Origin of the sequence: Luteimonas sp. 3794, from assembly GCF_031456825.1 — a bacterium.
Classification (GTDB): Bacteria; Pseudomonadota; Gammaproteobacteria; order Xanthomonadales; family Xanthomonadaceae; genus Luteimonas.
In genome coordinates this window covers 173,968-198,181 of record NZ_JAVDVJ010000006.1, presented here as the reverse complement: position 1 = coordinate 198,181, position 24,214 = coordinate 173,968, and the positions used below count along the sequence as shown (strand labels likewise).

31 protein-coding genes and 1 tRNA gene are annotated in these 24,214 nt (G+C 68.4%); 22 read left to right on the top strand and 10 right to left on the bottom strand.

Going from position 1 to position 24,214, the window contains the following annotated elements; all coding sequences use genetic code 11:
* Window positions 1–55 precede the first annotated feature (55 nt).
* The 3 genes from J2X52_RS11020 to J2X52_RS11010 form a co-directional block, all read right to left on the bottom strand.
* Window positions 56–703 (bottom strand): response regulator, encoded by a 648-nt coding sequence (locus J2X52_RS11020; RefSeq protein ID WP_310152937.1) that lies wholly within the window; start codon window positions 701–703, stop codon window positions 56–58.
* Window positions 704–791: 88 nt separating this feature from the next.
* The gene (locus tag J2X52_RS11015; RefSeq protein WP_310152935.1) at window positions 792–1,385 is read right to left on the bottom strand and encodes an SCO family protein; all 594 of its coding nucleotides are present in this window, start codon (window positions 1,383–1,385) and stop codon (window positions 792–794) included.
* 102 nt (window positions 1,386–1,487) lie between these two features.
* A complete protein-coding gene (locus J2X52_RS11010) occupies window positions 1,488–2,633 on the bottom strand; it encodes a pyridoxal phosphate-dependent aminotransferase (protein ID WP_310152982.1) in 1,146 nt (381 codons plus the stop codon).
* 72 nt (window positions 2,634–2,705) lie between these two features.
* Here J2X52_RS11010 and J2X52_RS11005 point away from each other — a divergent pair, with 72 nt between their 5' ends.
* The 13 genes from J2X52_RS11005 to J2X52_RS10945 all read left to right on the top strand — a co-directional run bounded on the left by J2X52_RS11005 (window position 2,706) and on the right by J2X52_RS10945 (window position 13,938).
* On the top strand, window positions 2,706–3,188 hold the full coding sequence (locus J2X52_RS11005; protein ID WP_310152932.1) for a DUF3293 domain-containing protein: 483 nt from the start codon (window positions 2,706–2,708) through the stop codon (window positions 3,186–3,188).
* A gap of 75 nt (window positions 3,189–3,263) precedes the next feature.
* Window positions 3,264–3,905 (top strand): heme ABC exporter ATP-binding protein CcmA, encoded by a 642-nt coding sequence (gene ccmA / locus J2X52_RS11000; protein ID WP_310152930.1) that lies wholly within the window; start codon window positions 3,264–3,266, stop codon window positions 3,903–3,905.
* Window positions 3,902–4,588 carry a heme exporter protein CcmB gene (gene ccmB, locus J2X52_RS10995; RefSeq protein WP_310152925.1) on the top strand — a complete coding sequence of 229 codons (687 nt, stop codon included), beginning with the start codon at window positions 3,902–3,904 and terminating at the stop codon, window positions 4,586–4,588. The genes ccmA and ccmB overlap by 4 nt, the downstream gene beginning before the upstream one ends.
* 136 nt (window positions 4,589–4,724) lie before the next feature.
* On the top strand, window positions 4,725–5,483 hold the full coding sequence (locus J2X52_RS10990) for a heme ABC transporter permease (protein WP_310152922.1): 759 nt from the start codon (window positions 4,725–4,727) through the stop codon (window positions 5,481–5,483).
* Complete coding sequence (ccmD, locus tag J2X52_RS10985) at window positions 5,480–5,659, top strand: heme exporter protein CcmD (RefSeq protein ID WP_310152919.1); 180 nt, start codon at window positions 5,480–5,482, stop codon at window positions 5,657–5,659. The genes J2X52_RS10990 and ccmD overlap by 4 nt, the downstream gene beginning before the upstream one ends.
* Window positions 5,656–6,138 (top strand): cytochrome c maturation protein CcmE, encoded by a 483-nt coding sequence (ccmE, locus tag J2X52_RS10980; protein ID WP_310152918.1) that lies wholly within the window; start codon window positions 5,656–5,658, stop codon window positions 6,136–6,138. The genes ccmD and ccmE overlap by 4 nt, the downstream gene beginning before the upstream one ends.
* A 36-nt stretch (window positions 6,139–6,174) precedes the next feature.
* Window positions 6,175–8,100 (top strand): heme lyase CcmF/NrfE family subunit, encoded by a 1,926-nt coding sequence (locus tag J2X52_RS10975; RefSeq protein ID WP_310152916.1) that lies wholly within the window; start codon window positions 6,175–6,177, stop codon window positions 8,098–8,100.
* Window positions 8,097–8,654, top strand: a complete 558-nt coding sequence (locus J2X52_RS10970; RefSeq protein ID WP_310152914.1) for a DsbE family thiol:disulfide interchange protein — start codon at window positions 8,097–8,099, stop codon at window positions 8,652–8,654. The genes J2X52_RS10975 and J2X52_RS10970 overlap by 4 nt, the downstream gene beginning before the upstream one ends.
* A gap of 11 nt (window positions 8,655–8,665) precedes the next feature.
* Window positions 8,666–9,094 (top strand): cytochrome c-type biogenesis protein, encoded by a 429-nt coding sequence (locus tag J2X52_RS10965; RefSeq protein WP_310152981.1) that lies wholly within the window; start codon window positions 8,666–8,668, stop codon window positions 9,092–9,094.
* The gene (locus J2X52_RS10960; RefSeq protein ID WP_310152912.1) at window positions 9,094–10,104 is read left to right on the top strand and encodes a tetratricopeptide repeat protein; all 1,011 of its coding nucleotides are present in this window, start codon (window positions 9,094–9,096) and stop codon (window positions 10,102–10,104) included. Before J2X52_RS10965 ends, J2X52_RS10960 begins: the two co-directional genes overlap by 1 nt.
* A 102-nt stretch (window positions 10,105–10,206) precedes the next feature.
* Window positions 10,207–11,349 carry a homoserine O-acetyltransferase gene (locus tag J2X52_RS10955; RefSeq protein ID WP_310152909.1) on the top strand — a complete coding sequence of 381 codons (1,143 nt, stop codon included), beginning with the start codon at window positions 10,207–10,209 and terminating at the stop codon, window positions 11,347–11,349.
* Between the two features lie 9 nt (window positions 11,350–11,358).
* Window positions 11,359–11,964, top strand: coding sequence for a cysteine dioxygenase family protein (locus J2X52_RS10950; RefSeq protein WP_310152906.1), 606 nt, complete (start codon window positions 11,359–11,361; stop codon window positions 11,962–11,964).
* Between the two features lie 105 nt (window positions 11,965–12,069).
* Window positions 12,070–13,938: a DUF885 domain-containing protein gene (locus J2X52_RS10945; RefSeq protein ID WP_310152903.1), complete on the top strand. Its 1,869-nt coding sequence runs from the start codon at window positions 12,070–12,072 to the stop codon at window positions 13,936–13,938.
* Window positions 13,939–13,952: 14 nt separating this feature from the next.
* On the opposite strand, the gene J2X52_RS10940 is transcribed toward J2X52_RS10945, so the two are convergent.
* Complete coding sequence (locus tag J2X52_RS10940; protein WP_310152900.1) at window positions 13,953–14,495, bottom strand: hypothetical protein; 543 nt, start codon at window positions 14,493–14,495, stop codon at window positions 13,953–13,955.
* 121 nt (window positions 14,496–14,616) lie between these two features.
* Here J2X52_RS10940 and J2X52_RS10935 point away from each other — a divergent pair.
* Together J2X52_RS10935 and J2X52_RS10930 are read left to right on the top strand one after the other, a co-directional pair.
* A tRNA-Leu gene (locus J2X52_RS10935) sits at window positions 14,617–14,702 on the top strand.
* A gap of 107 nt (window positions 14,703–14,809) precedes the next feature.
* Window positions 14,810–15,610 (top strand): NRDE family protein, encoded by an 801-nt coding sequence (locus J2X52_RS10930; RefSeq protein ID WP_310152897.1) that lies wholly within the window; start codon window positions 14,810–14,812, stop codon window positions 15,608–15,610.
* Between the two features lie 144 nt (window positions 15,611–15,754).
* Here the strand turns inward: J2X52_RS10930 and J2X52_RS10925 are convergent, their stop codons facing one another.
* The 6 genes from J2X52_RS10925 to J2X52_RS10900 all read right to left on the bottom strand — a co-directional run bounded on the left by J2X52_RS10925 (window position 15,755) and on the right by J2X52_RS10900 (window position 20,423).
* Complete coding sequence (locus tag J2X52_RS10925) at window positions 15,755–16,237, bottom strand: hypothetical protein (RefSeq protein ID WP_310152894.1); 483 nt, start codon at window positions 16,235–16,237, stop codon at window positions 15,755–15,757.
* 195 nt (window positions 16,238–16,432) lie between these two features.
* Complete coding sequence (locus J2X52_RS10920; protein WP_310152893.1) at window positions 16,433–16,879, bottom strand: hypothetical protein; 447 nt, start codon at window positions 16,877–16,879, stop codon at window positions 16,433–16,435.
* Window positions 16,880–16,881: 2 nt separating this feature from the next.
* Window positions 16,882–17,082 carry a PspC domain-containing protein gene (locus J2X52_RS10915; RefSeq protein WP_310152890.1) on the bottom strand — a complete coding sequence of 67 codons (201 nt, stop codon included), beginning with the start codon at window positions 17,080–17,082 and terminating at the stop codon, window positions 16,882–16,884.
* 28 nt (window positions 17,083–17,110) lie between these two features.
* On the bottom strand, window positions 17,111–18,178 hold the full coding sequence (gene phaC / locus J2X52_RS10910) for a class III poly(R)-hydroxyalkanoic acid synthase subunit PhaC (protein WP_310152887.1): 1,068 nt from the start codon (window positions 18,176–18,178) through the stop codon (window positions 17,111–17,113).
* 2 nt (window positions 18,179–18,180) lie between these two features.
* Window positions 18,181–19,776, bottom strand: coding sequence for a class III poly(R)-hydroxyalkanoic acid synthase subunit PhaE (gene phaE, locus J2X52_RS10905; protein WP_310152884.1), 1,596 nt, complete (start codon window positions 19,774–19,776; stop codon window positions 18,181–18,183).
* A 26-nt stretch (window positions 19,777–19,802) separates the two neighbouring features.
* Entirely contained in the window at window positions 19,803–20,423 is a 621-nt protein-coding gene (locus tag J2X52_RS10900) for a CDP-alcohol phosphatidyltransferase family protein (RefSeq protein ID WP_310152881.1), read from the bottom strand.
* 119 nt (window positions 20,424–20,542) lie between these two features.
* Here J2X52_RS10900 and J2X52_RS10895 point away from each other — a divergent pair, with 119 nt between their 5' ends.
* From J2X52_RS10895 to J2X52_RS10865, 7 genes are read left to right on the top strand one after another with little or no spacing between them, the layout of a single operon-like run.
* Complete coding sequence (locus tag J2X52_RS10895; protein WP_310152878.1) at window positions 20,543–21,397, top strand: SPFH domain-containing protein; 855 nt, start codon at window positions 20,543–20,545, stop codon at window positions 21,395–21,397.
* Window positions 21,397–21,738: a hypothetical protein gene (locus J2X52_RS10890; RefSeq protein ID WP_310152876.1), complete on the top strand. Its 342-nt coding sequence runs from the start codon at window positions 21,397–21,399 to the stop codon at window positions 21,736–21,738. Before J2X52_RS10895 ends, J2X52_RS10890 begins: the two co-directional genes overlap by 1 nt.
* On the top strand, window positions 21,735–21,926 hold the full coding sequence (locus tag J2X52_RS10885; protein WP_310152873.1) for an Arc family DNA binding domain-containing protein: 192 nt from the start codon (window positions 21,735–21,737) through the stop codon (window positions 21,924–21,926). The genes J2X52_RS10890 and J2X52_RS10885 overlap by 4 nt, the downstream gene beginning before the upstream one ends.
* Window positions 21,919–22,098 carry a DUF4177 domain-containing protein gene (locus J2X52_RS10880; protein ID WP_310152870.1) on the top strand — a complete coding sequence of 60 codons (180 nt, stop codon included), beginning with the start codon at window positions 21,919–21,921 and terminating at the stop codon, window positions 22,096–22,098. The genes J2X52_RS10885 and J2X52_RS10880 overlap by 8 nt, the downstream gene beginning before the upstream one ends.
* Window positions 22,095–22,922 carry a CPBP family glutamic-type intramembrane protease gene (locus J2X52_RS10875; protein WP_310152867.1) on the top strand — a complete coding sequence of 276 codons (828 nt, stop codon included), beginning with the start codon at window positions 22,095–22,097 and terminating at the stop codon, window positions 22,920–22,922. Before J2X52_RS10880 ends, J2X52_RS10875 begins: the two co-directional genes overlap by 4 nt.
* Window positions 22,923–22,928: 6 nt before the next feature.
* Window positions 22,929–23,366 (top strand): DUF3887 domain-containing protein, encoded by a 438-nt coding sequence (locus J2X52_RS10870; RefSeq protein WP_310152865.1) that lies wholly within the window; start codon window positions 22,929–22,931, stop codon window positions 23,364–23,366.
* Between the two features lie 23 nt (window positions 23,367–23,389).
* Window positions 23,390–24,208 (top strand): D-alanyl-D-alanine carboxypeptidase family protein, encoded by an 819-nt coding sequence (locus J2X52_RS10865; protein WP_310152978.1) that lies wholly within the window; start codon window positions 23,390–23,392, stop codon window positions 24,206–24,208.
* The last annotated feature ends 6 nt before the right edge of the window (window positions 24,209–24,214 follow it).

The following is a 24,214-nucleotide window of genomic DNA, read 5'->3' as shown; positions in this document are numbered from 1 at the left end:
TGGCCGGCTGTCCTGCCCGAGTTGGCGGGCAGAGCCGCCTTCACCAGCCCCGGCGCTAGATCGCGAGCTCCACCGGCGCGACGCGGTACTGGCTCGCCAGCCGCGCCAGCGCGATCGAATCCTGGATCTGCAACTTCTCGAACAGCCGGGACTTGTGCGTGTTGACGGTCTTGGCGCTGAGACTCAGGCGCCGCGCAATGTCCTCCTGCCGCAACCCCTGCAGCAGCAGCATCGCCACTTCCATCTCCCGCGGCGACAGCGCATCGAACGGTGTCTCGTTGCCACCGATGCCTGAGAGCGCCAGGTTCTGCGCGATATTGCTTGCCAGATAACGGCGTCCGCGGGCCACGTCACGCACCGCTCGCACCAGTTCGACGGCATTGCCGCCCTTGCCGACGTAGCCCGAGGCGCCGGCCTCGATCATGCGGCGTGGCATCGGCCCATCCTCAAGGATCGACACCACGATCACCCGCGTTTCCGGTTGGCCGCGCACCACGCGCTCGGTGACCTCGAGCCCACTCACGCCCGGCAGATGCAGGTCGCACAGCACGATGTCGGGCTTGAGCCGGCGGATCATCGGCAGCGCCTCTTCCCCGCTCTCGGCTTCCCCCACCACTTCGATGTCCGCTTCGCTGGCAAGGATCATGCGCATGCCGGTGCGGACCAGCGCGTGGTCGTCAACCATGAACACGCGAATCGTCATCCCTGTCCTCTCCCTTCCGTGTCGCAGCTGGTCCGAGGCTACGCTGCGCAGGAGATGAATCGCAAGTCGGAAAAAGCTGACGCCACGGTCAGCCCTTGGCCCGCGTCTTCGTCATCGCCAAGCGGATGTCGTCGACCATCGCGTCGACGGGCTGGTCGTACTGGAATGCGAGCTGCAGACGCCCGTCGGGACCGATGAGGTAATTCACCATTGTGTGGTCCATCGCATACGACGAACTCGTCGGCACTTCGCGATAGGTCACGCGAAACGACTGCGCCGCGAGCCGGGTCTGCATGTCGTCGCCGCGCAGGGCGACGATGTCGCCACCGAACGCAGCGACGTATTGCGCGAGGATTTCACCGGTATCGCGCTTGGGGTCGACGGTGACGAATACGATCTGCAGTTGCTCGTCGTCGTCGCCCAGGGCCCGGCGGATCTGCGAGGCCTTCAGCAGGCTGGTGGGGCACACCTCGGGACAGTGCGTGTAGCCGAACGACAACAGCACGTAACGCCCGCGGAAATCACCAAGGCTGCGTGGCTGGCCCTGCGTGTCCTCCAGATCGAGACTGCGTCCATACGGCACACCGGTCAGTTCGGTGCCGGTATACGGACCGGTCGGCGGCGCGCTGCAAGCTGCGAGCAGCAGGACGGACACGGCGATGGTGGCGAGTCGGAGGGACATGATCGGAAGAACCGGTCGGAGACGAGGCGCAGACGGTGCGCGCTGCAAGTCTAGCGGCGCCTCTCTGAAGGTCCGCCGCGACCGATCGTCGCAGCGCGATCCTCAGAGCATGCGCAGGCGATCGATGGCGGCGTCCAGCGTTGCCTCGTTCTTCGCGAAACACAGCCGCGCCAGCCGCTGGCCAGCCGGCGGCTGCGCGTAGAAGGGCGACAGCGGGATCGCGGCGACGCCCTTCTCGATCGTCAGCCAGCGACAGAAGTCGGCATCGGCGAGATCGCTGACTGCCGAATAGTCGACGAGCTGGAAGTAGCCGCCCGGCACCGGCAGGCACTTCAGCCGCGTGGTCGCGAGCTGCGCGGCGAACGCGTCGCGCTTGGCCTGGTAGAACGCGCCAAGCTGCTCGTAGTGCTCGGGTTCCGCCCGCAGCATCTCCGCGAACGCATGCTGCGCCGGCGCGAAGGTGCAGAACACGTTGTACTGGTGCACCTTGCGGAACTCCGCGCTCAGTGCGGGCGGCGCGATGCAGTAGCCGAGCTTCCAGCCGGTGCAGTGGTAGGTCTTGCCGAAGCTCGACACGACGAACGTCCGCTCGCGCAGTTCAGGCCAGCGCAACGCGGACTCGTGGCGCGCACCGTCGAACACGATGTGCTCGTAGACCTCGTCCGACAGCAAGTAGATGCCCGTGCCCTGCAGCAGGTCCGTGATCGCCTGCATGTCGGTCGCGCCGAACATCGCACCGGACGGGTTGTGCGGGCTGTTGACGATCAGCATCCGGGTCTTCGGCGTGACCGCATCGCGCACGCGCTGCCAGTCAGGCGCGAAGGTCACCGGGTCCAGTGGCACGTGCACGGCCACCGCGCCGGCCAGTTCGATCGCAGGTTCGTAGCAGTCATAGGCCGGGTCGAGCACGATGACCTCCTCGCCGGCCTGCACCACCGCGTGGATCGCATTGAACACCGCCTCGGTCGCGCCGCTGGTCACCGTGACCTCCGCATCGGCATCGGGCAGATGCCCGTAGACGCGTTCGGTCTTCTCCGCGATCGCCTGACGCAGCGCCGGGATCCCCGTCATCGGCGCATACTGGTTGTGCCCGGCCCGCATCGCCGCGGCCAGGGCGTCGACCAGACGCTGCGGCACGTCGAAATCGGGGAAGCCCTGGCCGAGATTGACGGCGCCGTGCTCGGCCGCCAGTTGCGACATGACGGTGAAGATCGTGGTGCCGACCCGTGGAAGTTTGGTCCGGATCATCGCCTGCATGCCGTTGGGGGATCAGAGGGGCCACGAGTGTACGGACGCGGACAACGGGGATAAACCGCCGCCATGAACGACCAGCATTCCATCGACGACACCCGCCTGATCGCACTGCTGCACGCCTATCTTGACGCCCGCTACCGCTGGCAGCATCGCGACGACTGGCACGACATCGTCGTCGGCCTGCCCACGCCCGGTCTGGACCTGCGCTATCCCGATACCGCGGGCTTCGGACTCGTTTCGGCCTGGAATCCGATGTCGGTGCCGCGGGCGCCGACCGAGAACCGCCGCTCGGACAAGGCCCTCGAAGCCGAACTGAGCGCCCTCGGCCTGCCCCACATGCCCGCCTTTGCCAGCGCCACCGACCGCAGCTGGCGCGAACCGAGCTGGCTCGTGTTCGGCATGGCGGTCGACGCGTTCGACGCGCTCGGTCAGCGCTACGGCCAGCTGGGCACGCTGTGGTGGGCGCGCGAGACCTCGGTACGCCTGCGCATGTACGCCAGGCGGCCTGCGGGACTCGAAGGCGACCAGCACGTCGACTGGCTGCGCTGACGCAAACCCGGCCGCTGCGGATAGGATGACCGCGCGGTCGTCCGGGCCGCGCACCCACGGGCCCACCGCCGCCGCATGTCCGAATCCGCTGCCGTCCCACCGCTGCTCGCCGCACGCGGCCTGTGCTTCCTGCGCGACGAGCGGCCGGTGTTCGGACCGCTCGATTTCGATGTTGCGGCCGGTGAGGCCTTGCTCGTGCAGGGCGGCAATGGCGCGGGCAAGACCACACTGCTGCGGGTGCTGGCGGGTCTGCTGGAAGCCGACAGCGGCACGGTCGAGGTCAGCGGGACGCCGGTCGCGCGCGCGATGCGCGCCGGCGCGATGGCCTATCTGGGCCATCTGCCCGGGCTGAAGGCCGATCTCGACGCAGTCGAGAATCTCGATTTCCTCGCCCGCCTGCAGGGCCAGCGCGCCAGCCAAAGCGCCGAACGCGCGCTCGCACTGGTCGGACTCGCCGCGCAGGCGCACCTGCTGGTGCGGCAGATGTCGGCCGGACAGAAGAAGCGCCTGTTGCTGGCGCGGCTGTGGATGTCGCCCGCGCCGTTGTGGCTGCTCGACGAGCCCTACGCCAACCTCGACCTACAGGGCATCGAACTGGTCAACCGGATGGTCCGTGCCCAGCTCGAAGACGGCGGCGCAGCCCTGGTGACCACCCACGGCGCCTACGCCGCGCCGCCGGTGCGCACCCGAGAACTGCTGCTGGACGCCACTGCATGAGCGCGTCACCCACCCTGCCCGGCAGCGCGGCAGCGCTGATCGCCCGCGACCTGCGCCTGCTGTGGCGCAGGCGCGGCGATGCCTTGCAGCCGGCGCTGTTCGCGTTGCTGGTCGTGGTGCTGTTCGCACTGGCGCTTGGCAACGAGCCCGCAACGTTGCGGGCAGTGGCACCCGGCGTGCTGTGGGTCGCGGCGGTGCTGGCGGGCCTGCTCGCCCTCGACACGCTGTTCCGCGGCGACGCCGAGGACGGCTCGCTCGAACAGTGGATGCTCAGCCCCGTGCCGCTGGCTTGGCTAGTGCTGGTGCGCACCTCGGTGCACTGGGCGACGACGACGCTGCCATTGCTGGTTGCCACACCGCTGCTGGCCGAGCTGCTGGGCCTGCCACGCGCCCAGTTGCCCGTGCTGTTGGCCGGGCTCGCGCTGGGCACGCCGTTGCTGAGCCTGCTCGGCGCGGTGGTCGCGGCGCTGACCATCGGCATGCGTCGTTCCGGTATCCTGCTGGCACTGCTTGCCCTGCCCCTGTACGTTCCGGTGCTGGTGTTCGGTGCCGGCAGCGTCGCGATCGCGGCGCAGGGGCATGATCCGACCGGCGGGCTGTTGATGCTTGCCGCGGGCCTTGCCGCCGCGCTCGTGCTGGCGCCCGTCGCTGCGGCGACCGCCATCCGCATCGCACTCAATTGACCGGCCCCGCGACGGGTCTGGAGGGCCCCGTCGCCGACGTGCAATCCGTCCCGCAACGCCGCGCCACGCCCGCGACCGCATGCCCGTCATGCGCGCTCCGAGACCGCAAGCCCGCCACGCCCGCACGCCTCGCCGAATGAATCCTGTCCTTCGCTGGTTCCATCAACTCGGATCGCCCCCCACCTTCGACCGCTTCGCGCGGCGCTGGGCGCCGTGGGCCTTCGGCCTCGGTCTGCTTACGATGGCGGTCGGCCTGTACGGCGCGCTGTACGTGGTGCCGGCCGATTACCAGCAGGGCGACAGCTTCCGCATCCTCTACATCCATGTGCCGAGCGCGTGGATGAGCCTGGCCGTGTTCGCGGTCATGGCGATCTACGCCGCGATCGCACTGGTCTGGCGGATCAAGCTCTGCGAGATCCTGGCGATGGCCTGCGCGCCGATCGGCGCTGCGTTCACGGTGATCACGCTCGCAACCGGCTCGATCTGGGGCCGGCCGATGTGGGGCGCGTGGTGGGACTGGGACCCGCGCCTGACCACCGAGCTGATCCTGCTGTTCCTGTATCTGGGCGTGATCGGCCTGTATCACGCGATCGAGGACCGCCGCACCGCTGCACGCGCGGCCGGGCTGCTGGCGATCGTCGGTGTCGTGCTGCTGCCGGTGATCCGCTACTCGGTGGTGTGGTGGGACTCGTTGCACCAGGGCCAGACGATCCGTGTGTTCGGCGAGTCGAGCATCGACGGCAGCATGCTGTGGCCGCTGCTGTGGATGGTGGTCGGCACAAAGTTCTGGTTCGTCGGCTCGCTGCTCGCGCGCGCGCGGGCCGACAACCTGCGCCGCGAAGCCAGCAAGGACTGGGTGCGGGCGCTGGTCGCACCGATCGGAGACCGTGCATGAGCTACATCGAATATGTCGTTGCCGCCTACGCGGTGTTCGCCGCCGTGCTGGCCTGGGATTTCGTCGCGCCGCGCATCCGCACCGCACACCTGCTGCGCGCGGTGCGCCTGGTGGCCGCGCGTCGGGCCGCGGCGACCACCGTGGCCGCTGATGACGCCGCGGAGCTGCGCCGATGAATCCGGTCCGCCGCCGCCGCCTGCTGTTCGTGGTCGCGATCGTCGCGGCCAGCGCGCTGTCGATGACGCTGATCGCGTTCGCGCTGCAGCGCAACGTCTCCTATCTCTACACGCCGCACGAGGTGCTGGGCGGCATCGCCGGCGCAGCGGTGTCCTCGGGCGAGGCGCGGTTCCGGCTGGGCGGCATGGTGGCCGGCGACTCGTTCTCGCGCGCCGAAGGTTCGATGGAAGCGCGCTTCCGGGTCACCGACGGCGATGCCGAGCTGCCGGTCCGGTACACCGGTCTGCTGCCGGATCTGTTCCGTGAACACCAGGCGGTGATCGCGACCGGGCGCATGGACGGCGACACCTTCGTCGCCGAGCAGGTGCTCGCGCGCCACGATGAGACCTATGTGCCTAAGGAAGTCGCCGACAAGATGGGCCTGGCGCACGACCGGCACGGCATCGTGACGCCAGCCGACACGGACGCTGCGCAGTGATCGAAGTGGTGCGTGGCGCGCATGCCGGAGTCGCCGATGCTGCCTGAGATCGGCCAGATCGCCCTGTTGCTGGCGCTGATCGCAGCCTTGCTGCAGACAGTGCTGCCGCTACTCGGCGCACACCGCGGGCTTGCCCCCTGGATGGCGACTGCGCGCCCCGCTGCGTACGCGCAATGGGCGCTGACGTTGATCGCGTGGTCCATTCTGACGGCCGCGTTCGTGCAACAGGATTTCTCGGTGCGCTACGTCGCCGAGAACTCCAACTCGCTGTTGCCGATGGTCTACCGCTTCACCGCGGTCTGGGGCGGCCACGAAGGGTCGCTGTTGCTGTGGGTGTTCGTGCTGGCGTGCTGGAACGCGGCGGTCGCGTGGTTCTCGCGCTCGCTGCCGGATGTGGTGCTGGCGCGCGTCCTTGCGATCATGGGCATGGTGTGCCTGGGCTTTCTTGCCTTCCTGATTTTCACCAGCAACCCGTTCGAACGCATCCTGCCGATGCCGCTGGAAGGTCGCGATCTGAACCCGCTGCTGCAGGATCCGGGGATGATCGTGCACCCGCCGATGCTCTACATCGGCTACTCGGGTTTCATGGTGCCGTTCGCGTTCGCGATCGCCGCGTTGCTCGACGGCAAGGTCGACGCGCACTGGCTGCGCTGGACGCGGCCGTGGACCAACGTGTCCTGGGCATTTCTGACGATCGGCATCGCCCTCGGCTCATGGTGGGCCTACTACGAACTCGGCTGGGGCGGCTGGTGGTTCTGGGATCCGGTCGAGAACGCGAGCTTCATGCCGTGGCTTGCCGGCGCGGCGCTGATCCATTCCCAGGCCGTCACCGAAAAGCGCGGCAGCTTCCATGGTTGGACGCTGCTGCTGGCGATCGCGACGTTCTCGCTGTCGCTGCTGGGCGCGTTCCTGGTGCGATCGGGCGTGCTGACCAGCGTGCACAGCTTCGCCGCCGATCCCACGCGCGGACTTTTCATTCTCGTATTCCTCGGCCTCGTCGTCGGCGGATCGCTGCTGCTCTACGCGCTGCGCGCGCCCGATGGCCGTGACGGCAAGCCGTTCGCCGCGACCTCGCGTGAAACGCTTCTGCTCGCGAACAACCTGCTGCTGGTCGCGGCCTGCGCAATGGTGCTGCTGGGCACGCTGTATCCGCTGCTGGCGGATGCGCTGAACCTCGGCAAGATTTCGGTCGGCCCGCCCTACTTCGGCCTGCTGTTCCTGCTGCTGATGGCGCCGCTCGTGCTGCTGCTGCCGTTCGGTCCGCTGACGCGCTGGCAGAACGAGGACATGGCGCGACCGCTGCGCATGCTGCTGCCGTGGGCAGCGCTCGCGCTGATCGCGGCGACGCTCGCGTTCTTCACCGCGCCGCAGGGGCCGTGGAAGGTCGCGATGGGCGTCGCCGGTGCGGTGTGGGTGGCCGGCGGCACAGCGCGTTTCGTGTGGACACGTCTGCGCGCGCCGAGCGGCCGCATGGGCGCGGAGATGACCGGCATGGTGCTCGGACATCTGGGCATTTCGGTCTTTCTGGTCGGCGCGCTGCTGGTGGAAGGTCTCAACGTGCAGCGTGAAGTCGCGCTGCTGCCGGGCCAGTCGCTGGAAATCGGACGCGATGCTTTCGTGCTCGACAGCGTCGCGCATCACGTCGGCCCGAACTACGAATCCGATCGCGGCACGGTGCGCATGCTGCGAGGCGCCCGGCTGGTGGCCACGCTGCATCCCGAGAAACGCACCTACGCCAGCGGCGGCCAGGTGATGACCGAAACGGCGATCCGGCCCGGCGTTTCGCGCGATGTCTATGTTGCGCTCGGTGAACCTCTAGGCGGTGGCGCCTGGGCGCTCCGCGTGCATATCAAACCTTTCGTGCGCTGGGTCTGGGCAGGGGCGTTTCTGATGGCGCTGGGCGGTTTCGTCACCGCCGCAGACCGCCGCTTCCGCCGGCCGCGCCGGGAGAAGGCCGCATGAGCGCGCCCCGCGCCTCGCGCGCACGCTGGCTGCCGCTGGCCGCCTTCGGCGTCATCCTCGCGCTGCTGGCGGCCGGCGTGTGGCTGAGCCGCAATCCCGATCGTGACGCCCTGCCCTCGCCGTTGATCGGCAAACCGGCGCCGGCGTTCCAGTTGCCGGTGCTGGGCGCACCCGACCAGTTGGTCACGCAGAACGACCTGCGCGGCGCGCCGTATCTGCTCAACGTCTGGGGCAGCTGGTGCCCGGGCTGCCGCGAGGAACACGCGGTCGTCAACGCATTCGCCAAAACCGGCCGCGTGGGCGTGATCGGCTTCAACTGGAAGGACGAACCGGAAGACGCGACGCGCTGGCTCGCGCAGTTCGGCAATCCCTACGACATCGTACTTGTCGATTACGATGGCAAGGCCGCGATCGACTGGGGCATCTACGGCGCGCCGGAAACCTTCCTCGTCGATGGCGACGGCACGATTGTATGGAAGCATGTCGGTCCGATGACCGAGGCGACCATCCGCGAACAGCTCATGCCGCACGTCCAACAACTGGAGGCGCTGTGATCCGCCCCGTGTTGCTCGCGTTGCTGCTGTGTCTGGCCTGGCCGCAGGCGGCCCACGCGCAGGTTGCGGTCGACGCCGCGCCGCTGCGCTTCGAGGACACCGCCGAGGAGCGGCGCTTCCACAGCCTCGTCGCCGAACTGCGCTGCGTGATGTGCCAGAACCAGTCGCTGGCCGATTCCAATGCGCAGATCGCCCACGACCTGCGCCGTGAAGTGCTGACGCTGATGCGCCAGGGCAACGACGATGCGGCGATCAAGGCGCATCTGGTCGCGCGCTACGGCGAATTCGTGCTGTACCGCCCGCAGATCGGTCCGTCGACGTGGCTGCTGTGGTTCGGACCACTGCTGCTGCTCGGCGCTGGCGGCGTGGTGATCTGGCGCGTTGTCGCCTCGCGCCGACAGGCCGCGCCGCTGCCACCCGACAATACGGAGGCGTGGTGATGCCGCTGTTCGTCGTGCTCGCGATCGTGCTGACGCTGGCGACCGTGGTCGCCCTGACCTGGGGATTGCGCCGGGGCGCGTCGCGGGTCGCGCTCGCAGTGACCCTGCTGGTGCCGATGCTCGTGGCCGGCATGTACATGCTGGTCGGCACGCCACAGGCGCTCGATCCCGCCGAGCTTGCAGCACCCGATTCACTCGACGATGCGATCGCGCGGCTGGAAACCGATCTCCAGCGCGATCCACGGCAGCCCGAAGGCTGGCTGCTGCTGGGCCGCGCGTATGCGGGACTCGAACGCTTCGATGACGCGCGCGATGCGATCGCACGCGCGGCGAAACTCATACCAGAGGACGACGCCGTGCAGGTCGAAGCTGCCCAGGCCAGCGCACGCGCGGCGCCGGATCGACGCTTCGATGCCGCCGCGGTGCAGACACTGCGCGATGTGCTCGCGCGCACTCCCGACCACCAGCATGCGCGCTGGTATCTGGGTATCGCCCAGCGCCAGGCCGGCGACGATGCCGGCGCGGTGGCGACGTGGACGCCGTTGCTGCCGCTGCTCAATGGCGCCGCCGCCGACGCGCTGCGCACACAGATCGCAGTCGCGCGCACCGCTGCCGGCATGTCGGCGGACACCGCATCGCAGACCCCAGAAGTGGCGCCCGCCAGCGCACATTCGGTGCGCGTCCGCGTGCGGCTCGATTCCGCTGTCGCCGCCCTGCCCGGCGACGCGACGGTGTTCGTCATCGCCCGCCAGCCCGGCGGCCCGCCGATGCCTGTCGCGGTGCAGCGCCATCCCGTCTCCGCGCTGCCGCTGGACATCGTGCTGGGCGACGACGACAGCCCGATGCCGACGCAACCGCTGTCCGCGTTCGATGCAGTCGAGATCGTCGCGCGCATCTCGCGCAGTGGCGATGCGTCGCGTAGCGAGGGCGATCTCGAATCCGCGCCGGTGCGGGTGACGCTGCCGACGGACGCGCCGGTCGACGTGACTGTCAGCGCGACGCGGCCTTGAAACCGCCAGCGGTTGCCCTTTTCCGGGCGCACCCGTGATCATGGCCGCCTACTTCTGCTCTGGATTTCAGGCAATCGCGCGCAAGCGCGCGCCTGCAGCACGATGACCGAATTCATCCCACCGGGCAGCCGGTTTGTCGACCTGCCCTCGCCATTTCCGATGAAGCGCGGAGGCGCGCTGCGTGGCGCACGCATGGCCTTCGAGACCTGGGGCACGCTCGACGCCGCGCGCGGCAACGCGATCCTGATCGTCACCGGCCTCTCGCCCGATGCGCACGCCGCCAGTCACGCCGACGACGCCACGCCGGGCTGGTGGGAGGCGATGCTCGGCCCCGGCAAACCGATCGACACCGATCGCTGGTTCGTGGTCTGCGTGAACTCGCTGGGCAGCTGCAAGGGCTCGACCGGCCCGGCCTCGACCGACCCCGACACCGGCGCGCCCTACCGTCTCGCATTTCCCGAACTGTCGATCGAGGACGGCGCCGATGCGGCCGCGCATGTCGTCGCGTCGCTCGGCATCAAGCGCCTGGCCTGCGTGATCGGCAACTCGATGGGCGGCATGACCGCCCTCGCGTTGCTGGCGCGCTTCCCGGGTCTCGCGCGCACGCACATCAACATCTGCGGCGCGGCGCGTGCGCTGCCGTTCTCGATCGCGATCCGCTCGCTGCAGCGCGAAGCGATCCGCCTCGATCCGATGTGGCACAACGGTGCCTACACCGAAGCGGCGTATCCCGAGAGCGGCATGCGCATGGCGCGCAAGCTCGGCGTGATCACCTACCGGTCCGCACTGGAGTGGGATGGCCGCTTCGGTCGCGTGCGGCTGGATTCCGATCGCCGCGAAGACGACGAGCCGTTCGGCCTCGAATTCGAAGTCGAGAGCTACCTCGAAGGTCATGCGCGTCGCTTCGTGCGCCGCTTCGATCCCAACTGCTATCTCTATCTCAGCCGTTCGATGGACTGGTTCGACATTGGCGAAAGCTGCGGTGGCAGCACCGACGACGGGCTGGCGAAACTGCGCATCGAACGGGCGCTCGCGATCGGCGTGCACACCGACATCCTGTTCCCGCTGCAGCAGCAACAGCAGATTGCCGACGGCCTGCGCGCCGGCGGCGTCGACGCGACGTTCCTGCCGCTGGAATCGCCGCAGGGCCACGATGCCTTCCTGGTCGACATCGCGCGTTTCGGCCCGGCGGTCGCGGACTTCCTGACGGCGTTGCCGTCTGCGGCTGCCAGGGCCGCAGGCTAGACTGCGGCAATGCGCGCCGAATCCACCGTCACAGGTCAACCCGATATCGCCTTCAAGGGGCGCGAGCGCCTGATTGCCGCGATCGACGCCGCCGTCGCGGACGGTGACGACCACGCCGTCACCAGTGCGCTGCGCAGCGCCATGTGCGCCTTGATCCGCGATCCCGCAGTCGAGCTGCCGGCCTGCACGCAGTTGCCGGTCGACGGACACTACGCGCGCCGCGAGCTTTACCGCAGCCCGGCGCACGGCTACAGCGTCGTCGCGATGACCTGGGCGCCGGGTCAGGGCACGCCGATCCACGACCACGACGGCCTGTGGTGCGTGGAAGGCATCTGGCGGGGCGCGTTGGAAATCGCCCAGTACGAATTGCTCGAATCCGAGGGCGAGCGCTTCCGGTTCCGCGCGGCCTCGGGCATGCAGGCCGGTGTCGGCAGCGCCGGCAGTCTGATTCCACCGCACGAGTACCACACGATCCGCAACGCGAGCCAGGATGCGGTCGCCGTGTCGCTGCACGTGTACCAGGCGCCGATCATGCATTGCGCGCGCTTCCGTCCTGAAGCGGACGACTGGTATTTGCGTTATGACGACGCGCTGGCGGTCGACACCCTCGACTGAGCATCGCGCGCCTCGCATTCGCATGAACGTGAACAGGGAGGCGCATCCTGCGACCCCAGCCGCTACAGTGACCCGGCTCCTCCCGCTGTTTCTCCGTCGAGGCCGATGATCCGATCGCTGCTGTCCGCCTCTGTGGCGATGTTGTTGCTTGCCGCCTGCGGCCAGTCCCCGACCGCGTACGATGCCGATGGCCGTGCCGTCGATGCGCTGGTCGACGCGCAGTTCGAGGCGTTTCTCGCCAACGATCCCGAGGCGATGACCGTACTCGGGATCGACAACCCGGACGCGCGTATCGCCGCCGGTCGACTGACGGACGCTTCGCTGGTGCGTCGCGCCGAACTGCGCGACACGCTTGCCGCCAATCTGGATGCACTCGACCACATCGATGACGACGCGTTCGCGCCCCAGCATCGGCGCACCCTGGAAATGGCGCGCTGGTTCTATCGCAGCCAGGCCGATCTGCTCGGTTTCGACTGGTCGCCCGCGTGGCTGCCGCTGGGCACCAACCTCTACGCGGTGGACCAGCTGTCGAGCATCCCGATGTCGCTGCCGGGGTTCTTCGAGAGCGCGCAACCGGTTACCGGTGCGGCGCAAGCCCGCAATTACGTCGCGCGACTGCATGCGGTGGCGACCAAGCTCGACCAGGTGGGCGACAACCTCGACCTGCAGGCCGCGCACGGCGTTGTGCCGCCGCGCATCGCACTGGAGGGCGCGGCCTTGCAGATCCGCGATCTGGTCCGCGTCGGGGTCGACGCCAGTCCGTTCCTGCAGGCCTTCACACGCAAGCTCGACGGTGCCGAGGGGATCGCGCCCGCGCTGCGCGAGGAACTGCTGCGCGACGCACGCAACGCGATCCAGGACACGACGTTGCCGGCCTATGCGCGACTGCTCGCGCGCATCGAGGCGGCCATCGCCACGCAGGATGCGGACGATGGCGTCTGGGCGCTGCCCGACGGCGATGCCTACTACGCAGCCGCGCTGCGCTGGAACACCGGCGTAGGCCTCGACGCGGCCCAGCTGCACGCGCTCGGCCATGCCGAGGTCAGCCGTATCCGCGGCGAGATGGCGGCGATCGTGCGCGACCGCCTGCCGTTGACCGAGGTCGACGCGCCGGCGGCCGAACCAGGCCTTGTCGCCGACGTCGACGCCGAAACCGGATCAAGCGCCGCGCGTGGATCGGAGCAGGAGCGCGAAGCCTTGCGTGCCTCGGTGCAGACGCGCCTGGACGCAGTCGAGGCGCGTCTGCCCGGCTATTTCAACGCACTGCCGAACCAGGCCCTTGACGTCCAGCTGGCAGCGCCCGATGCGACGGGCACTGCAGCCGTCTACTACATTCCGCCGGGCGGCGACGTGCGGCCCGGCACGCTGGTGCTCGACGTCGCGCAGGTGCGCGCGCTGCCCGAGGGCGGTCTGCAGACGTTGATCTATCACAATGGGCTGCCCGGTCATCACCTCCAGGTTGGCCTCGCCCAGTCGCAGCTCGCCTTGCCAAGGCTCCGGCGCAGCCTTGCACCGACGGCATTCACCGAAGGCTGGGCGATGTATGCCGAGCGTCTTGCAGTCGAGATGGGCGTCTACGACGACGATCCGCGGGGCGACCTCGGCCGCCTGCGCGCAGAACTGGTCCATGCCGCCCGCCTGGTCGTCGACACCGGGCTGCATTCGGAGCGCTGGAGCCTCGCGCAGGCACAGACCTACCTGCGCGATGTTGCCGGCATGAGCGAGGCGCAGGCACGCAGCGAAGCGCAGCGGCAGCTGGTACGACCCGGTCGCGCCTGCGCGCATACGGTCGGTCTGCACACGCTGCTCGCGCTGCGCAGCCACGCGCGCCAGTCGCTGAAGAAACAGTTCGACCTACGCGCGTTTCACGGCGTGCTGCTGGAAAACGGCGCATTGCCACTGGACGTGGTCTCGCGCGCGGTCGATGCGTGGATCGCCGCATCCAGGAACGAAGACGCGGGTGGCGCCGGCTGAGCCGGCCCGCCGTCTCAGTCGGACAGCAGCCGCCTCACCTCGACCCGCAGCGTGCGGCCGCCATCGACCAACCAGGCGCGCCCCTCGACGGTGATGCCGTCACCGACATGCGCCTGTTCGACGAGACCATCTTCGACCGCGCCACCGGAGGCCGCATCGAAACGTACCTGTTCGGGCATCCGCGCGACCGGTTGCGGAACACCGGGGCGCAGCGCAGGCGGCTGCCCCTCGACATCCGACACCATGTAACCGGTCGGGCACGGCGCACGCACACACCTGATGTTGCTCAGATGCACGCGGAAGACACCATCGGCGAGGCGGACCTGTCCGCTCGACCGCGTCGGCGCGCTGGCCTTCGCAGCCGCTCCGGTGAGCTCGCGCTCGGCAACCGGCTCGGCATCGACCACACCGGGGGCGGACTGGCTTGCGCAGGCGGAGACGCCCAGCGACAGCGCAACCGCGAGCAGGAGGCGACGCCGGCGCCCGCCTGGACGATGCGAATGCGAGCGCGCCAGCATCCAGGCCGCTGTCGGATGCGGCGTAAATCGATCGTGCATGTCCCCTCCCGGGCTCCCGGCCCTGCGCCGGCTCGCGCATGATGCCGGCCGGCATGTTTGAAGAACGCAAAGACGCCGGGATTCAGGCCGCGCCGCGCTTCCGCTATACTCCCGCGTCCGTGCCGGAGTGGCGGAATGGTAGACGCAGCGGACTCAAAATCCGCCGCCCTTAAAAGCGTGCGGGTTCGAGTCCCGCCTCCGGTACCAGTCGACGGCCCGCGCATGCGGGCCGTTGCCGTTTCTGGGCCGTCGAAACGCCGCCGATCCGCGCGGGGCTCGCGTCACGCATCGAACTGCTCGGCTAGCATGCCCGCATGTGCCTGATCGCCATCGCATGGAAGACCCGTCCCGACCTGCCGCTCGCGTTGATCGCCAATCGCGACGAATTCCACGCGCGGCCAAGCGCCCCTGCAGCGTTCGATCCGCAGCATGCCGACGTCTACGGCGGCCGCGACCTCGTGCAGGGCGGCAGCTGGTTGCTGGCCTCGTCGCGACGCCGTCTGGCGGCCGTCACCAACGTTCGCGCAGGCGCTGTGCCGGAAACGACTGCATTGTCGCGGGGTTGGCTGGTGCGCGATTTCGTGCGTGGGAATGCATCGGCGGCCACCTTCGCTCAGCGCCTGTCGGAGACGGCGCAGGACTACGGCCGCTTCAATCTGCTGGTCTGGGATGGCGATGCGCTGTGGTTCGCCAGCAATCATCCGCGCTTCAATGCCGCGCCGGTTACGCCGGGTCTGCATGCGATGTCGAACGGCGCCTTCGACGCGCCATGGCCAAAGAGCACTGCGGCGACGCGGACGCTGGCGGACTGGCTGGACACGACTGCGCCCAGTACATCGCTTGCGTCGATCGACGATGTAGCGCTGGAACCCTTGTTCGCAGGGCTGCGTGACACGCGAACCGCGCCGGATACTGCCTTGCCGGATACGGGTGTCGGGCTCGCGCTGGAGCGGCGGCTGTCCCCGGCATTCATTGAAGATCCGCGGTATGGGACGCGGTGTAGCAGTGTCGTGCTGGTGGATCGGGACGGCGTGTTGCTCAGCGAGCGGCGCTTCGATGCTGCGGGTGAGGCAATGGATACCTCGCACCAGCGGTTGAAGACGCGAACACCGTAACGCCCAACCTCCTGGCGCAAGGGCTCGATCGCACCAACGCCGGCGCTACGTGTGCCCCCAAGGGCGCAACGCCCGCGTGTGGGAGTGGCGCTGCCGATGCGTGCAGATCAAGTGCCATCGAGCATGCCGATGACGTCGGCGACCTCAGTTCGACGTCGCCTCGCACCGCACCGGCGCATCGTTCTCCAACGCCTGCTCCCAGCCATTGGGACTGCGCGTGGCGACGGTATTGTTGATGCAGCTTTCGCTCTCGCCCGCTTGGCGGGCGGTCATTGGACCCGACAGTCGACGCCCGGCATCGCTGGCAGGTGATGCGGTCGCCGATGGCGCGCCCGCGCTGTCGGGCTCGGCGAGCATGGCAGCATCTGGATTCGGTGGCGCGACGACAGGCGCAGGTGGCGCGACCTGTTCCGGCACTACAGGCGCGGGTTCGACCGGCGCGGCCATCTCGACGGGCGCTGTGTTCACCGACGCCGGCACCTGCTCGGCAATCGCAGGCGGCGCGTCGTCGAAGCGGTCCCGCAACATGCCGCCGATGGCATCGGCAACCAGGCTGCCGACCATCACCGCGAGCGCGATCGGCAGGAAGAAGGCCCAGGGGGATACGGCTTCACGGTCGTAGCGCATGGTCGGCTCCAGAAACCTCAGGGACACACCCGGCATGTCGGCAGACCGGATAGGCGAAGCACGAGTCTGCCGGATTTCCGCGACCAGTCGCGTTTTCCCTAGGGGAGCGCCAGTGGCTGGACCCGCACTTTCCGGTCTTGCCGCCACGCTGGGCGCGCCGCGCCGGACCCGCCCATCGAACGCCCGTCGACATGATCAAGGACGCGGCCACGGCCACCAGCCGCGACCGGTCAGTGCATAGCGATCCGCCGCGCGCTCGAACCGGTTACGCACGCTCACGCCACCGAACAGCAGATACAGCGGCAGGAACAACGGTCCGAGCACCATGTACTGGTAGACGTGTGCGCGCTCGTGGTCGGCCAAGCGGATCGGCGCGTCTTCGCACCACGCGGCGCGATGCGCGTAGGTCGTGCAGCGCACGTCGAGTGAATCGCCGGTGTGCAGGATCACGTTGCCGAAGGTGATCGCCCCACCCGGCCCCCAGGGCCAGCGGTCGAACACCAGGGCGAGATCGGCACGTCGCCAGCGGCAGTGCGCGCCGAACGGCAGGCCCGCCAAGCCGCCGACGAGTCCGATCAACGTATTGGGCAGCGTCCACACCGCGCCGAGCACCAGCGCTGCGCCGCGGAGCGCCGGGCGCACGCTCAGCCCTCGCCTTCCGGCATCAGCATCCACAGCACCAGATAGACGAGCAGCCCGGGGAACGCGGCCGACACGACCGAGATGATCACGAACAGTGCGCGCACCACGGTCGGATTCCAGCCAAAGCGTCGGGCGATGCCGCCCACGACGCCCGCGAGCACGCGGTCCTCCCGCGTGCGGCTCAAGGTAGGCGCTGTCGACATCAGCGGGCGTGCCCGAGATGTGAGCGCGTCATGCGCGCTGCGCCAGCCAGTCGTGGATCGCCGACGGCACCTGGGTCTGCGCGCGTCCCGACACATAGATGCCGATGTGCCCGCCGCGGAACGACAGTTCCGAGTAGTCCTGGGTGCCGACGAGCCCGCGCAGCGCGCGCGACGCGTCCGGCGGTACAAGATGGTCCTGCTCGGCGAAGATGTTGAGCACCGGCATCTCGACCAGCCCCAGATGCACTTCGCGCTCGCCGATGACGATGCCGCCGTTGACGAAGCCGTTGCCCTGGTAGAACTGCTTGATGTACTGGCGGAAGGTCTCGCCGGCCTGGTCGGGCGAATCGAAGATCCACTTTTCCATGCGCAGAAAATCTTCCAACGCCGGCGCGTCGTCGAGGATGTCGACCACGCCGACGTACTTCTGCACCAGCAGGCGCCACGGCTTCAGGGTGAGGTAGCACGCGTTCATCATGTCGGCCGGCACGTTGCCGAGCGTGTCCACGAACAGGTCGACGTCGAGATCGCGTGTCCAGTGCGCGAGCATGTTGTCGCCCGTGTGGAAATCCACCGGCGTGACCATCGTGATCAGATTGCGCACGCGCTCGGGATGCAGCGCGGCGTAGCTCAGTGCGAACGTGCCGCCCTGGCAGATGCCGAGCAGATTGATTGAATCGAGCCCCGAGCTGCGACGCAGATGATCCACCGCGCCGCCGAGGAACCGTTCGATGTAGTCCTCGAGCATCAGGAAGCGGTCGGAGCGATCCGGGTAGCCCCAGTCGAGGATGTAGACATCCTCGCCGCGCTCCAGCAGACCCTTCACGATCGAACGGTTGTGCTGCAGGTCGACCATGTACGGCCGGTTGACCAGCGCATAGGCGATCAGCAACGGCACGCGCGCGGTCGGCGCCTTTTCGCCAATGAAGCGGTACAGCACGACCTTGCCGTCGCGCCAAACCTCCTGCTTCGTGGTCGCGCCGTAATCGAAATCACCCACTTCGCGCAGCGTACGCAGGCTGGCGCCGAGCTTCTGCTGGACGCGCGCGGCCTCGTCTGCGAGGCGATCGGGCGTGATGTGCAGTGGTCCGGCCATGATCAACGCTTCCCTTTACGCGACGTCCCGCGCTTGCCCTGCAGCGGCTCGGGCGCCAGCGGAATCGGCGAGATGAAACCGAGGTTGGGCAGACTACCGACGCGGGTCGGTGTCCGCGCGGCCTTGCGCGACGCGCGGGCGGGCGCAGCCGCGGCGCTTTTATTGCGACGCGCAGCGCGTGTGCCGCGCGAAACCGCCTTTGTGGCAGCAGCTGGACTGCGACGACGGGATGCAGGACGCGGCGTCGCTGCGGTATCGGACTTCGCAACCGCTGTCTTCGCCGGCGCCTTTTTCGCTGCCGCTTTCTTCGCCGCAGCCGTTTTCCGAGAAGGCTTGCTCGCGACCGATTGCCTGCTCACGGCTTTGTCGGTGGCGGCGGTCTTCGACGCTGTCGTGCGCGCCGACGTCTTCTTCGCGGCGGTTTTCCTGGCAGGCGCTTTCTTCGTCGCAGCTTTCTTTGTCGCCGCCTTCTTCGCGGGCGCCCTCTTCTTCGCAGAAGAGGGCGGCGCAGCACGCGTCGCGGCCGGGGTGGCTCCGCCGGAGGCAGCCTCCGGCGCCGCCGGCGTCACGACCCGGGTCGGGCCTGCCGTGCGCCGCGTCGGTGCATCCGACGTGGACACTGTCTGCGCACCTGCACCGTCCACCGCATCGAGACGGTCACGCACACGGCGGAGTGTGCGCTCGAGATCGGCAATCTTGCGATGCGCGCCATCGAGTTCGGTGCGCGTGGGCAGATCCAGTACGCGGCAGGCTTGCTCGACCTCGCGCTGCACGGCCTGGCGCAGACGCATCTGGCCGCCGACCATGTCGGCATAGGCCTTGCGGAACGCAGGCGACAGCGCGACCTCGGCATAGGCCTCCTCGGCCGCATCGATCCACAGGTCGAACAGCGCGCGTGCGGTCTCGATCGGTGTCGCGGGATCGCGCGCAGCGAGTTTGCGCTCGAAGATGCCGAACGCGGCCGTCGAAGCCTGCATCAGCAGCGTCTGGTAGTCCTGCTGGCTGCGCTGGTACTCGGCGAACGCACGGCCGAGGTGCTGCCAGCGCTCCTGGTGTTCGCGCGTCAGGCCGAAGGTCGGCAGCGCGAACGCATCGCGCCCACCATGACCCATCGCCTGGCTCGCACCCGCCGCGTCGAGCCAGGGCTTGAGCCGCTGCAACCACGTCTCCCAACCTTCGATGCCCGGCCCCTGCAGCCCGCCGAACATCTTGCCGACCGGATTGCCGCCCATCGCCTCGCGCCATGCCGCGGTGATCGCTTCGGGCGAAGCCTCGCGCCCGACGAATCCAGCTGCGACGCGCTGCATCTGTTCGAGCCAGGGCCCGGCCATCGATTGGAACTGCCGGAGTGCATCGGCGCCGGTCTCAGGAGCCTGCGCGCCTTTGAACCATTGCGAGGGGTCACCCCAAGGCGCAGCGCCCGCGCTCGAAGGCGCGGCGCCCATCGGATTCCACTCGTTGCCCGGCATCGTGCGCTGCAAGGCATCGCGCCATGTATCCCAGTAACGGCGCGCAAGACGCTCCAGATCTGCGGCCTGCGCGTCTGGTCCCTGTCCCATGTTGAACATCGTCGACTCCTGCGAACCGCGTTCGATCATAACAACGCCTTGCGACGCCGGCTGTTTCAGAACTTCGGAATGCGCAGGGTCTTGCTGACCATCATCGCGCCGGACGCGGCGAACACCAGTACCAGCGGATGCAGCAGCCACGGACCAAGGCGGATCTCGCCCAGCCACAAGGCATCGCCGATCCGGCCCTGCCAGGCCGCGACGGCGAGCAGGATCACCAGCAGCAGGCTCGACGGAATCGGCGTGCCCTCGAAGAACTTCACCTTGTCGCTGCCCTGCGAGAGCGTCTCGGCAGTCACGTTGTAGCGCGCGAGGCGGCTGACGCCGCAGCAGACGAAACCGGCGAGCACCAGCACGTCCCAGCCGCCCTGCATGCCGCAGGCGTAGGCCAGCGCGGCCGGTGCAACGCCGAACGAAATCACGTCGGCCAAGGAGTCGAGTTCCCGGCCCAGCGTGGAGGCGACCTTGCGCCAGCGCGCGACACGGCCGTCGAGCGCATCGAACACGAACGCCAACGGAATCAGCGCCATGCCGACCAGCAGATCGCGTGCACTTCCATCCTGCAGATAGCGCATCGCCGCGAAGACGGCAGCTGTGCCGCAGAACGCATTGCCCAGCGTGAACCAGTCGGCCAGCTGGAAGTCGCGGAGCATCGAGAAGTGGCGGGGTCGGGACATCGGAACTCCGGGGGCAATGGCGTGTTGAGATGGTGCCGGTTCGACGCCTGCGGTTGCGTGACGTTGACAGGAAGATATCAATTCGATATCAAATACCTGACCACTCCGAGGATACCGCGATGCACGAGAACCCGATCCGCTCCCTGCCCGGCATTCCGGTGCTGCTGGCCCAGTTGCTCCTGCTCGCCGCCTGCGCGGTGGTGTTGGTGGGCAGCGGCGGGGGTCCGCTGGCGATCTTCGCCATCCTCGCGGCGCTCGCCACCGCGTTCACGTTGATCGGCCATTACATGGTCGAACCCAACCAGGCGGCGGTACTGAGCCTGTTCGGCAAGTATGTCGGCACGGTCAAGGACGCCGGGCTGCGCTGGAACAATCCCTTCCTGACCAAGAAGAAGGTGTCTTTGCGCGTGCGCAACTTCGAGAGCGGACGGCTCAAGGTCAACGAACTCGAAGGCAGCCCGATCGAAATCGCCGCAGTCATCGTCTGGCGCGTCGTCGATTCCGCGGAGGCGGTGTTCAACGTCGACGACTACGAGAGCTTCGTGCACATCCAGTCCGAGGCGGCGTTGCGTGCCATGGCGACCACCTACCCCTACGACCAGCATGAAGACGACCAGATCTCGCTGCGCAGCCATCCCACCGAGATCTCCGATCGTCTGAAGGAACATCTGGACGAGCGGCTGACCGCGGCCGGTGTCGATGTGCTCGACGCGCGGATCAGCCATCTCGCCTATGCACCGGAAATCGCCCACGCGATGCTGCAGCGGCAACAGGCGAACGCGGTCATCGCCGCGCGCACGCGCATCGTGGCCGGCGCCGTCGGCATGGTCGAGATGGCGCTGGCGGAACTGGACAAGAGCGGCGTGGTCACGCTGGACGAGGAGCGCAAGGCGGCGATGGTCAGCAATCTGCTGGTCGTACTGTGCAGCGATCGCGGCACCCAGCCGATCGTCAATACCGGCTCGCTGTACTGATGGCCGCACATCACATCGCTGCGCTGGTGTTCGCATTGATGGCGGTCCCGGCTTTCGTCTCGGCACGGTGGCTTGCGCAGGGTCGCCTGCCGCTGTCGAGCGGCAGCGGCGGCATGACCGTGCGCGACAAGGCGGTGCTCGACGACAAGCTCGCGCGGCTGCTGCGCATGATCGGCCTGGCGATGCTGACCACCGCACTCGGCCTCGCGTTGTGGGGCGACCAGGAACGCCGCGTGCTGGCGCTGATCGGGGTGATGTTCGTCGCGGTCAACGGCCTTGCCGCCGTCTGCATCTTCACTGTCGCCAGCGCCAAGCGGCGCGCTCGCGGAGGCGGCAGGTGAGCGAGAAGAAGGCCTATCCGCTGCGCATCAATGCCGAGATCCTCGCGGCGGTGCAGCGCTGGGCCGACGACGACCTGCGCAGTGCGAACGCGCAGATCGAATACCTGCTGCGCGATGCACTGCGGCGCGCAGGCCGCATCCCCACCGCGACCGGCGGTGGACCTTCCAAGGAGACAGACCATGAGTGAGCGCTGGCAGTACAAGGTGCACGAGATCAAGCCCGGATTTCTGGGTGCGATCAAGGCACCGCAGATCGAGGAGAGCCTGCAGACCCTGGGCCTGCAGGGCTGGGAACTGGTGAACGTGGTGCATCTGAGCGCGATGGTGCCCACGCTGCTGTTCCTGAAGCGCCGCGCATGAGCGGTGCCATGCGCCTGCCGCGTCCGCGCCAGGACTTGCGCATCGCGGTCCTGCTCGCGGCGGCGGCCGCCGTCGCAACACTCGCGGTCATTCCGTATCTGCTGCAGATCGACTCCGGCCGCATGACGGGCGGCGGCGCGATCGCCTTGCCCGCGCTGGTCGCGATCCAGGCCATGTCGATGTTCATTCTCTGTGCGCTGCTGGCCTGGGCCGGGCTGCGCATGGGCCATCGCGTCGGACTCGGCGCACCGCTGCTCCAGTACTGGGTCAGCCGGCATGGAGAGACGCACATCCCTGATCGCAAACCCTGGCAGGCGATCGGACTCGGCATCGCCGCCGCACTCGCGATCCTTGCGCTGTCGCGGGCGCTCGATCCACTGCTGCTGCCGGCGACGGATGTCGAGATGACCGATATCGCGGGTGCGCGCAGTGCGCTGTACGGGCTGATGGCCTCGTTCTACGGCGGCCTCGTCGAGGAACTGCAGTTGCGCCTGTTCCTGATGACGCTGATTGCATGGGCCGCCACCTGGCTGATGCGCAGGCGCGCCGGCTTCGACGGCACGCTGTCGCCGCGCGTGGCCTGGGCCGCGATCCTGATCGCCGCACTGCTGTTCGGGCTGGGCCATCTGCCGACGGCGTCGATGGTCTGGGGCCTGGATGCCGGCGTCGTCGTGCGCACGCTGCTGCTCAACGGCATCGGCGGTGTCGTATTCGGCTGGCTGTACTGGAAACGCGGTTTCGAGATGGCCGTGTTGTCCCATTTCGCAGCCGATCTCGTGCTGCACGCACTCGTGCCACTGCTGCTACCGCAAGGGGTGCTTTAGCAAGGCATGTTTCCATCAGGCCTCGTTCTGGATTCTGGAAGCAAGGACCCGATCATCCGTGTCCGCTCCCTTCCGCTCGCCGCCCTGCTCTGCGCCAGCACGGGCAGCGCGATTGCTCAGACCGCGACCACCGACGCCGAAGCCACCGCCCACCGCGTGCTCGACCAGCTGGACGCCGGCGATTACGCCGCGGTCACGGCGACGTTCTACCCGCAGATGACCGCCGCACTCAGCGCCGACGCCCTGCGACAGGTGCAGACGCAGATCGAAGCCGCCGGCCCGGTCACGTCACGCAACGCCCCACGGGGCACGCAGCAACAGGGCATGACGGTCGTGGTGACGCGCTTCCAACTCGCGCAGGCGAGTCTTGATGCGTCCGTCGCGCTCGACGCCGAAGGTCGCGTGGCCGGCCTGCACTTCGCGCCGGTCGCCGCGACACCCTGACGGCAGGTACCGGAGCCGCTAAGCTGCACGGCATGCACCCCAAGCCGTCGTCCCGCTTCCTGTTCAACACGCCCGACATCGAACTCTGGCCCGCGGCGCTGTTGCGTGCGCGCAGCAACCGCGATGCACGCGTGCTGTCGCGCGCGACACAGGTGCTGCGACGCAAATGCGATGGCGCGTATCTCGCCGCGGTCCTGCCGGAAGGGATCATCGGCCTGATGCCGCGCTGGCAGCGAGAGGCCGGCATCGGTGACGCGCTGGATCTGCTCGACGCCGGCGCACTGCACGCATCTGGGGCCGCCGCACCGGATCTGCCGTTGTCACAGGTCGAAGCCCGGCTCGAGACCCTCGGTCTCGACGCCGACGACTACGCCGGGCGCACTGGCCTCGGTCTGGTCGCCGAACCGGCATGGCTGGCGTTTGCCGGCTTCGACCGCTATCGCCGGCCGTTGTGGTTGGAGACTGGGACCGCCCGCGCCTGGCAGGGGCTGCGTGCGGCAGCTGCGCGCGACGACGTCGCACTCGACGCGGTGTCAGGCTATCGCAGCCACGATTACCAACTGGGCATCTTCGATCGCAAACGCGCGCGGGGCCTGTCGCTCGACGCGATCCTCGCGGTCAATGCCGCGCCCGGTTACAGCGAACATCACTCCGGCTGCGCGTTGGATATCAGCGCGCCGGGCGAGCCGCCCGCTGAAGACACCTTCGAGAAGACCGCGGCATTCGAGTGGCTCACGCGCCACGCCGCCGATCACGGCTTCACGATGAGTTACCCGCGCGACAATCCGCACGGCATCGTCTACGAACCTTGGCACTGGCGGTACCGGGCCGCCGTCGACTGACTCAGC

Excerpts from the sequence above, each read along its gene's own strand:
- J2X52_RS11020 (WP_310152937.1), bottom strand. The coding sequence starts at position 703 with ATGACGATTCGCGTGTTCATGGTTGACGACCACGCGCTGGTCCGCACC.
- J2X52_RS11015 (WP_310152935.1), bottom strand. The coding sequence starts at position 1,385 with ATGTCCCTCCGACTCGCCACCATCGCCGTGTCCGTCCTGCTGCTCGCA.
- J2X52_RS11010 (WP_310152982.1), bottom strand. The coding sequence starts at position 2,633 with ATGATCCGGACCAAACTTCCACGGGTCGGCACCACGATCTTCACCGTC.
- J2X52_RS11005 (WP_310152932.1), top strand. The coding sequence starts at position 2,706 with ATGAACGACCAGCATTCCATCGACGACACCCGCCTGATCGCACTGCTG.
- ccmA (WP_310152930.1), top strand. The coding sequence starts at position 3,264 with ATGTCCGAATCCGCTGCCGTCCCACCGCTGCTCGCCGCACGCGGCCTG.
- ccmB (WP_310152925.1), top strand. The coding sequence starts at position 3,902 with ATGAGCGCGTCACCCACCCTGCCCGGCAGCGCGGCAGCGCTGATCGCC.
- J2X52_RS10990 (WP_310152922.1), top strand. The coding sequence starts at position 4,725 with ATGAATCCTGTCCTTCGCTGGTTCCATCAACTCGGATCGCCCCCCACC.
- ccmD (WP_310152919.1), top strand. The coding sequence starts at position 5,480 with ATGAGCTACATCGAATATGTCGTTGCCGCCTACGCGGTGTTCGCCGCC.
- ccmE (WP_310152918.1), top strand. The coding sequence starts at position 5,656 with ATGAATCCGGTCCGCCGCCGCCGCCTGCTGTTCGTGGTCGCGATCGTC.
- J2X52_RS10975 (WP_310152916.1), top strand. The coding sequence starts at position 6,175 with ATGCTGCCTGAGATCGGCCAGATCGCCCTGTTGCTGGCGCTGATCGCA.
- J2X52_RS10970 (WP_310152914.1), top strand. The coding sequence starts at position 8,097 with ATGAGCGCGCCCCGCGCCTCGCGCGCACGCTGGCTGCCGCTGGCCGCC.
- J2X52_RS10960 (WP_310152912.1), top strand. The coding sequence starts at position 9,094 with ATGCCGCTGTTCGTCGTGCTCGCGATCGTGCTGACGCTGGCGACCGTG.
- J2X52_RS10955 (WP_310152909.1), top strand. The coding sequence starts at position 10,207 with ATGACCGAATTCATCCCACCGGGCAGCCGGTTTGTCGACCTGCCCTCG.
- J2X52_RS10950 (WP_310152906.1), top strand. The coding sequence starts at position 11,359 with ATGCGCGCCGAATCCACCGTCACAGGTCAACCCGATATCGCCTTCAAG.
- J2X52_RS10945 (WP_310152903.1), top strand. The coding sequence starts at position 12,070 with ATGATCCGATCGCTGCTGTCCGCCTCTGTGGCGATGTTGTTGCTTGCC.
- J2X52_RS10940 (WP_310152900.1), bottom strand. The coding sequence starts at position 14,495 with ATGCACGATCGATTTACGCCGCATCCGACAGCGGCCTGGATGCTGGCG.
- J2X52_RS10930 (WP_310152897.1), top strand. The coding sequence starts at position 14,810 with ATGTGCCTGATCGCCATCGCATGGAAGACCCGTCCCGACCTGCCGCTC.
- J2X52_RS10925 (WP_310152894.1), bottom strand. The coding sequence starts at position 16,237 with ATGCGCTACGACCGTGAAGCCGTATCCCCCTGGGCCTTCTTCCTGCCG.
- J2X52_RS10915 (WP_310152890.1), bottom strand. The coding sequence starts at position 17,082 with ATGTCGACAGCGCCTACCTTGAGCCGCACGCGGGAGGACCGCGTGCTC.
- phaC (WP_310152887.1), bottom strand. The coding sequence starts at position 18,178 with ATGGCCGGACCACTGCACATCACGCCCGATCGCCTCGCAGACGAGGCC.
- phaE (WP_310152884.1), bottom strand. The coding sequence starts at position 19,776 with ATGATCGAACGCGGTTCGCAGGAGTCGACGATGTTCAACATGGGACAG.
- J2X52_RS10900 (WP_310152881.1), bottom strand. The coding sequence starts at position 20,423 with ATGTCCCGACCCCGCCACTTCTCGATGCTCCGCGACTTCCAGCTGGCC.
- J2X52_RS10895 (WP_310152878.1), top strand. The coding sequence starts at position 20,543 with ATGCACGAGAACCCGATCCGCTCCCTGCCCGGCATTCCGGTGCTGCTG.
- J2X52_RS10890 (WP_310152876.1), top strand. The coding sequence starts at position 21,397 with ATGGCCGCACATCACATCGCTGCGCTGGTGTTCGCATTGATGGCGGTC.
- J2X52_RS10880 (WP_310152870.1), top strand. The coding sequence starts at position 21,919 with ATGAGTGAGCGCTGGCAGTACAAGGTGCACGAGATCAAGCCCGGATTT.
- J2X52_RS10875 (WP_310152867.1), top strand. The coding sequence starts at position 22,095 with ATGAGCGGTGCCATGCGCCTGCCGCGTCCGCGCCAGGACTTGCGCATC.
- J2X52_RS10870 (WP_310152865.1), top strand. The coding sequence starts at position 22,929 with ATGTTTCCATCAGGCCTCGTTCTGGATTCTGGAAGCAAGGACCCGATC.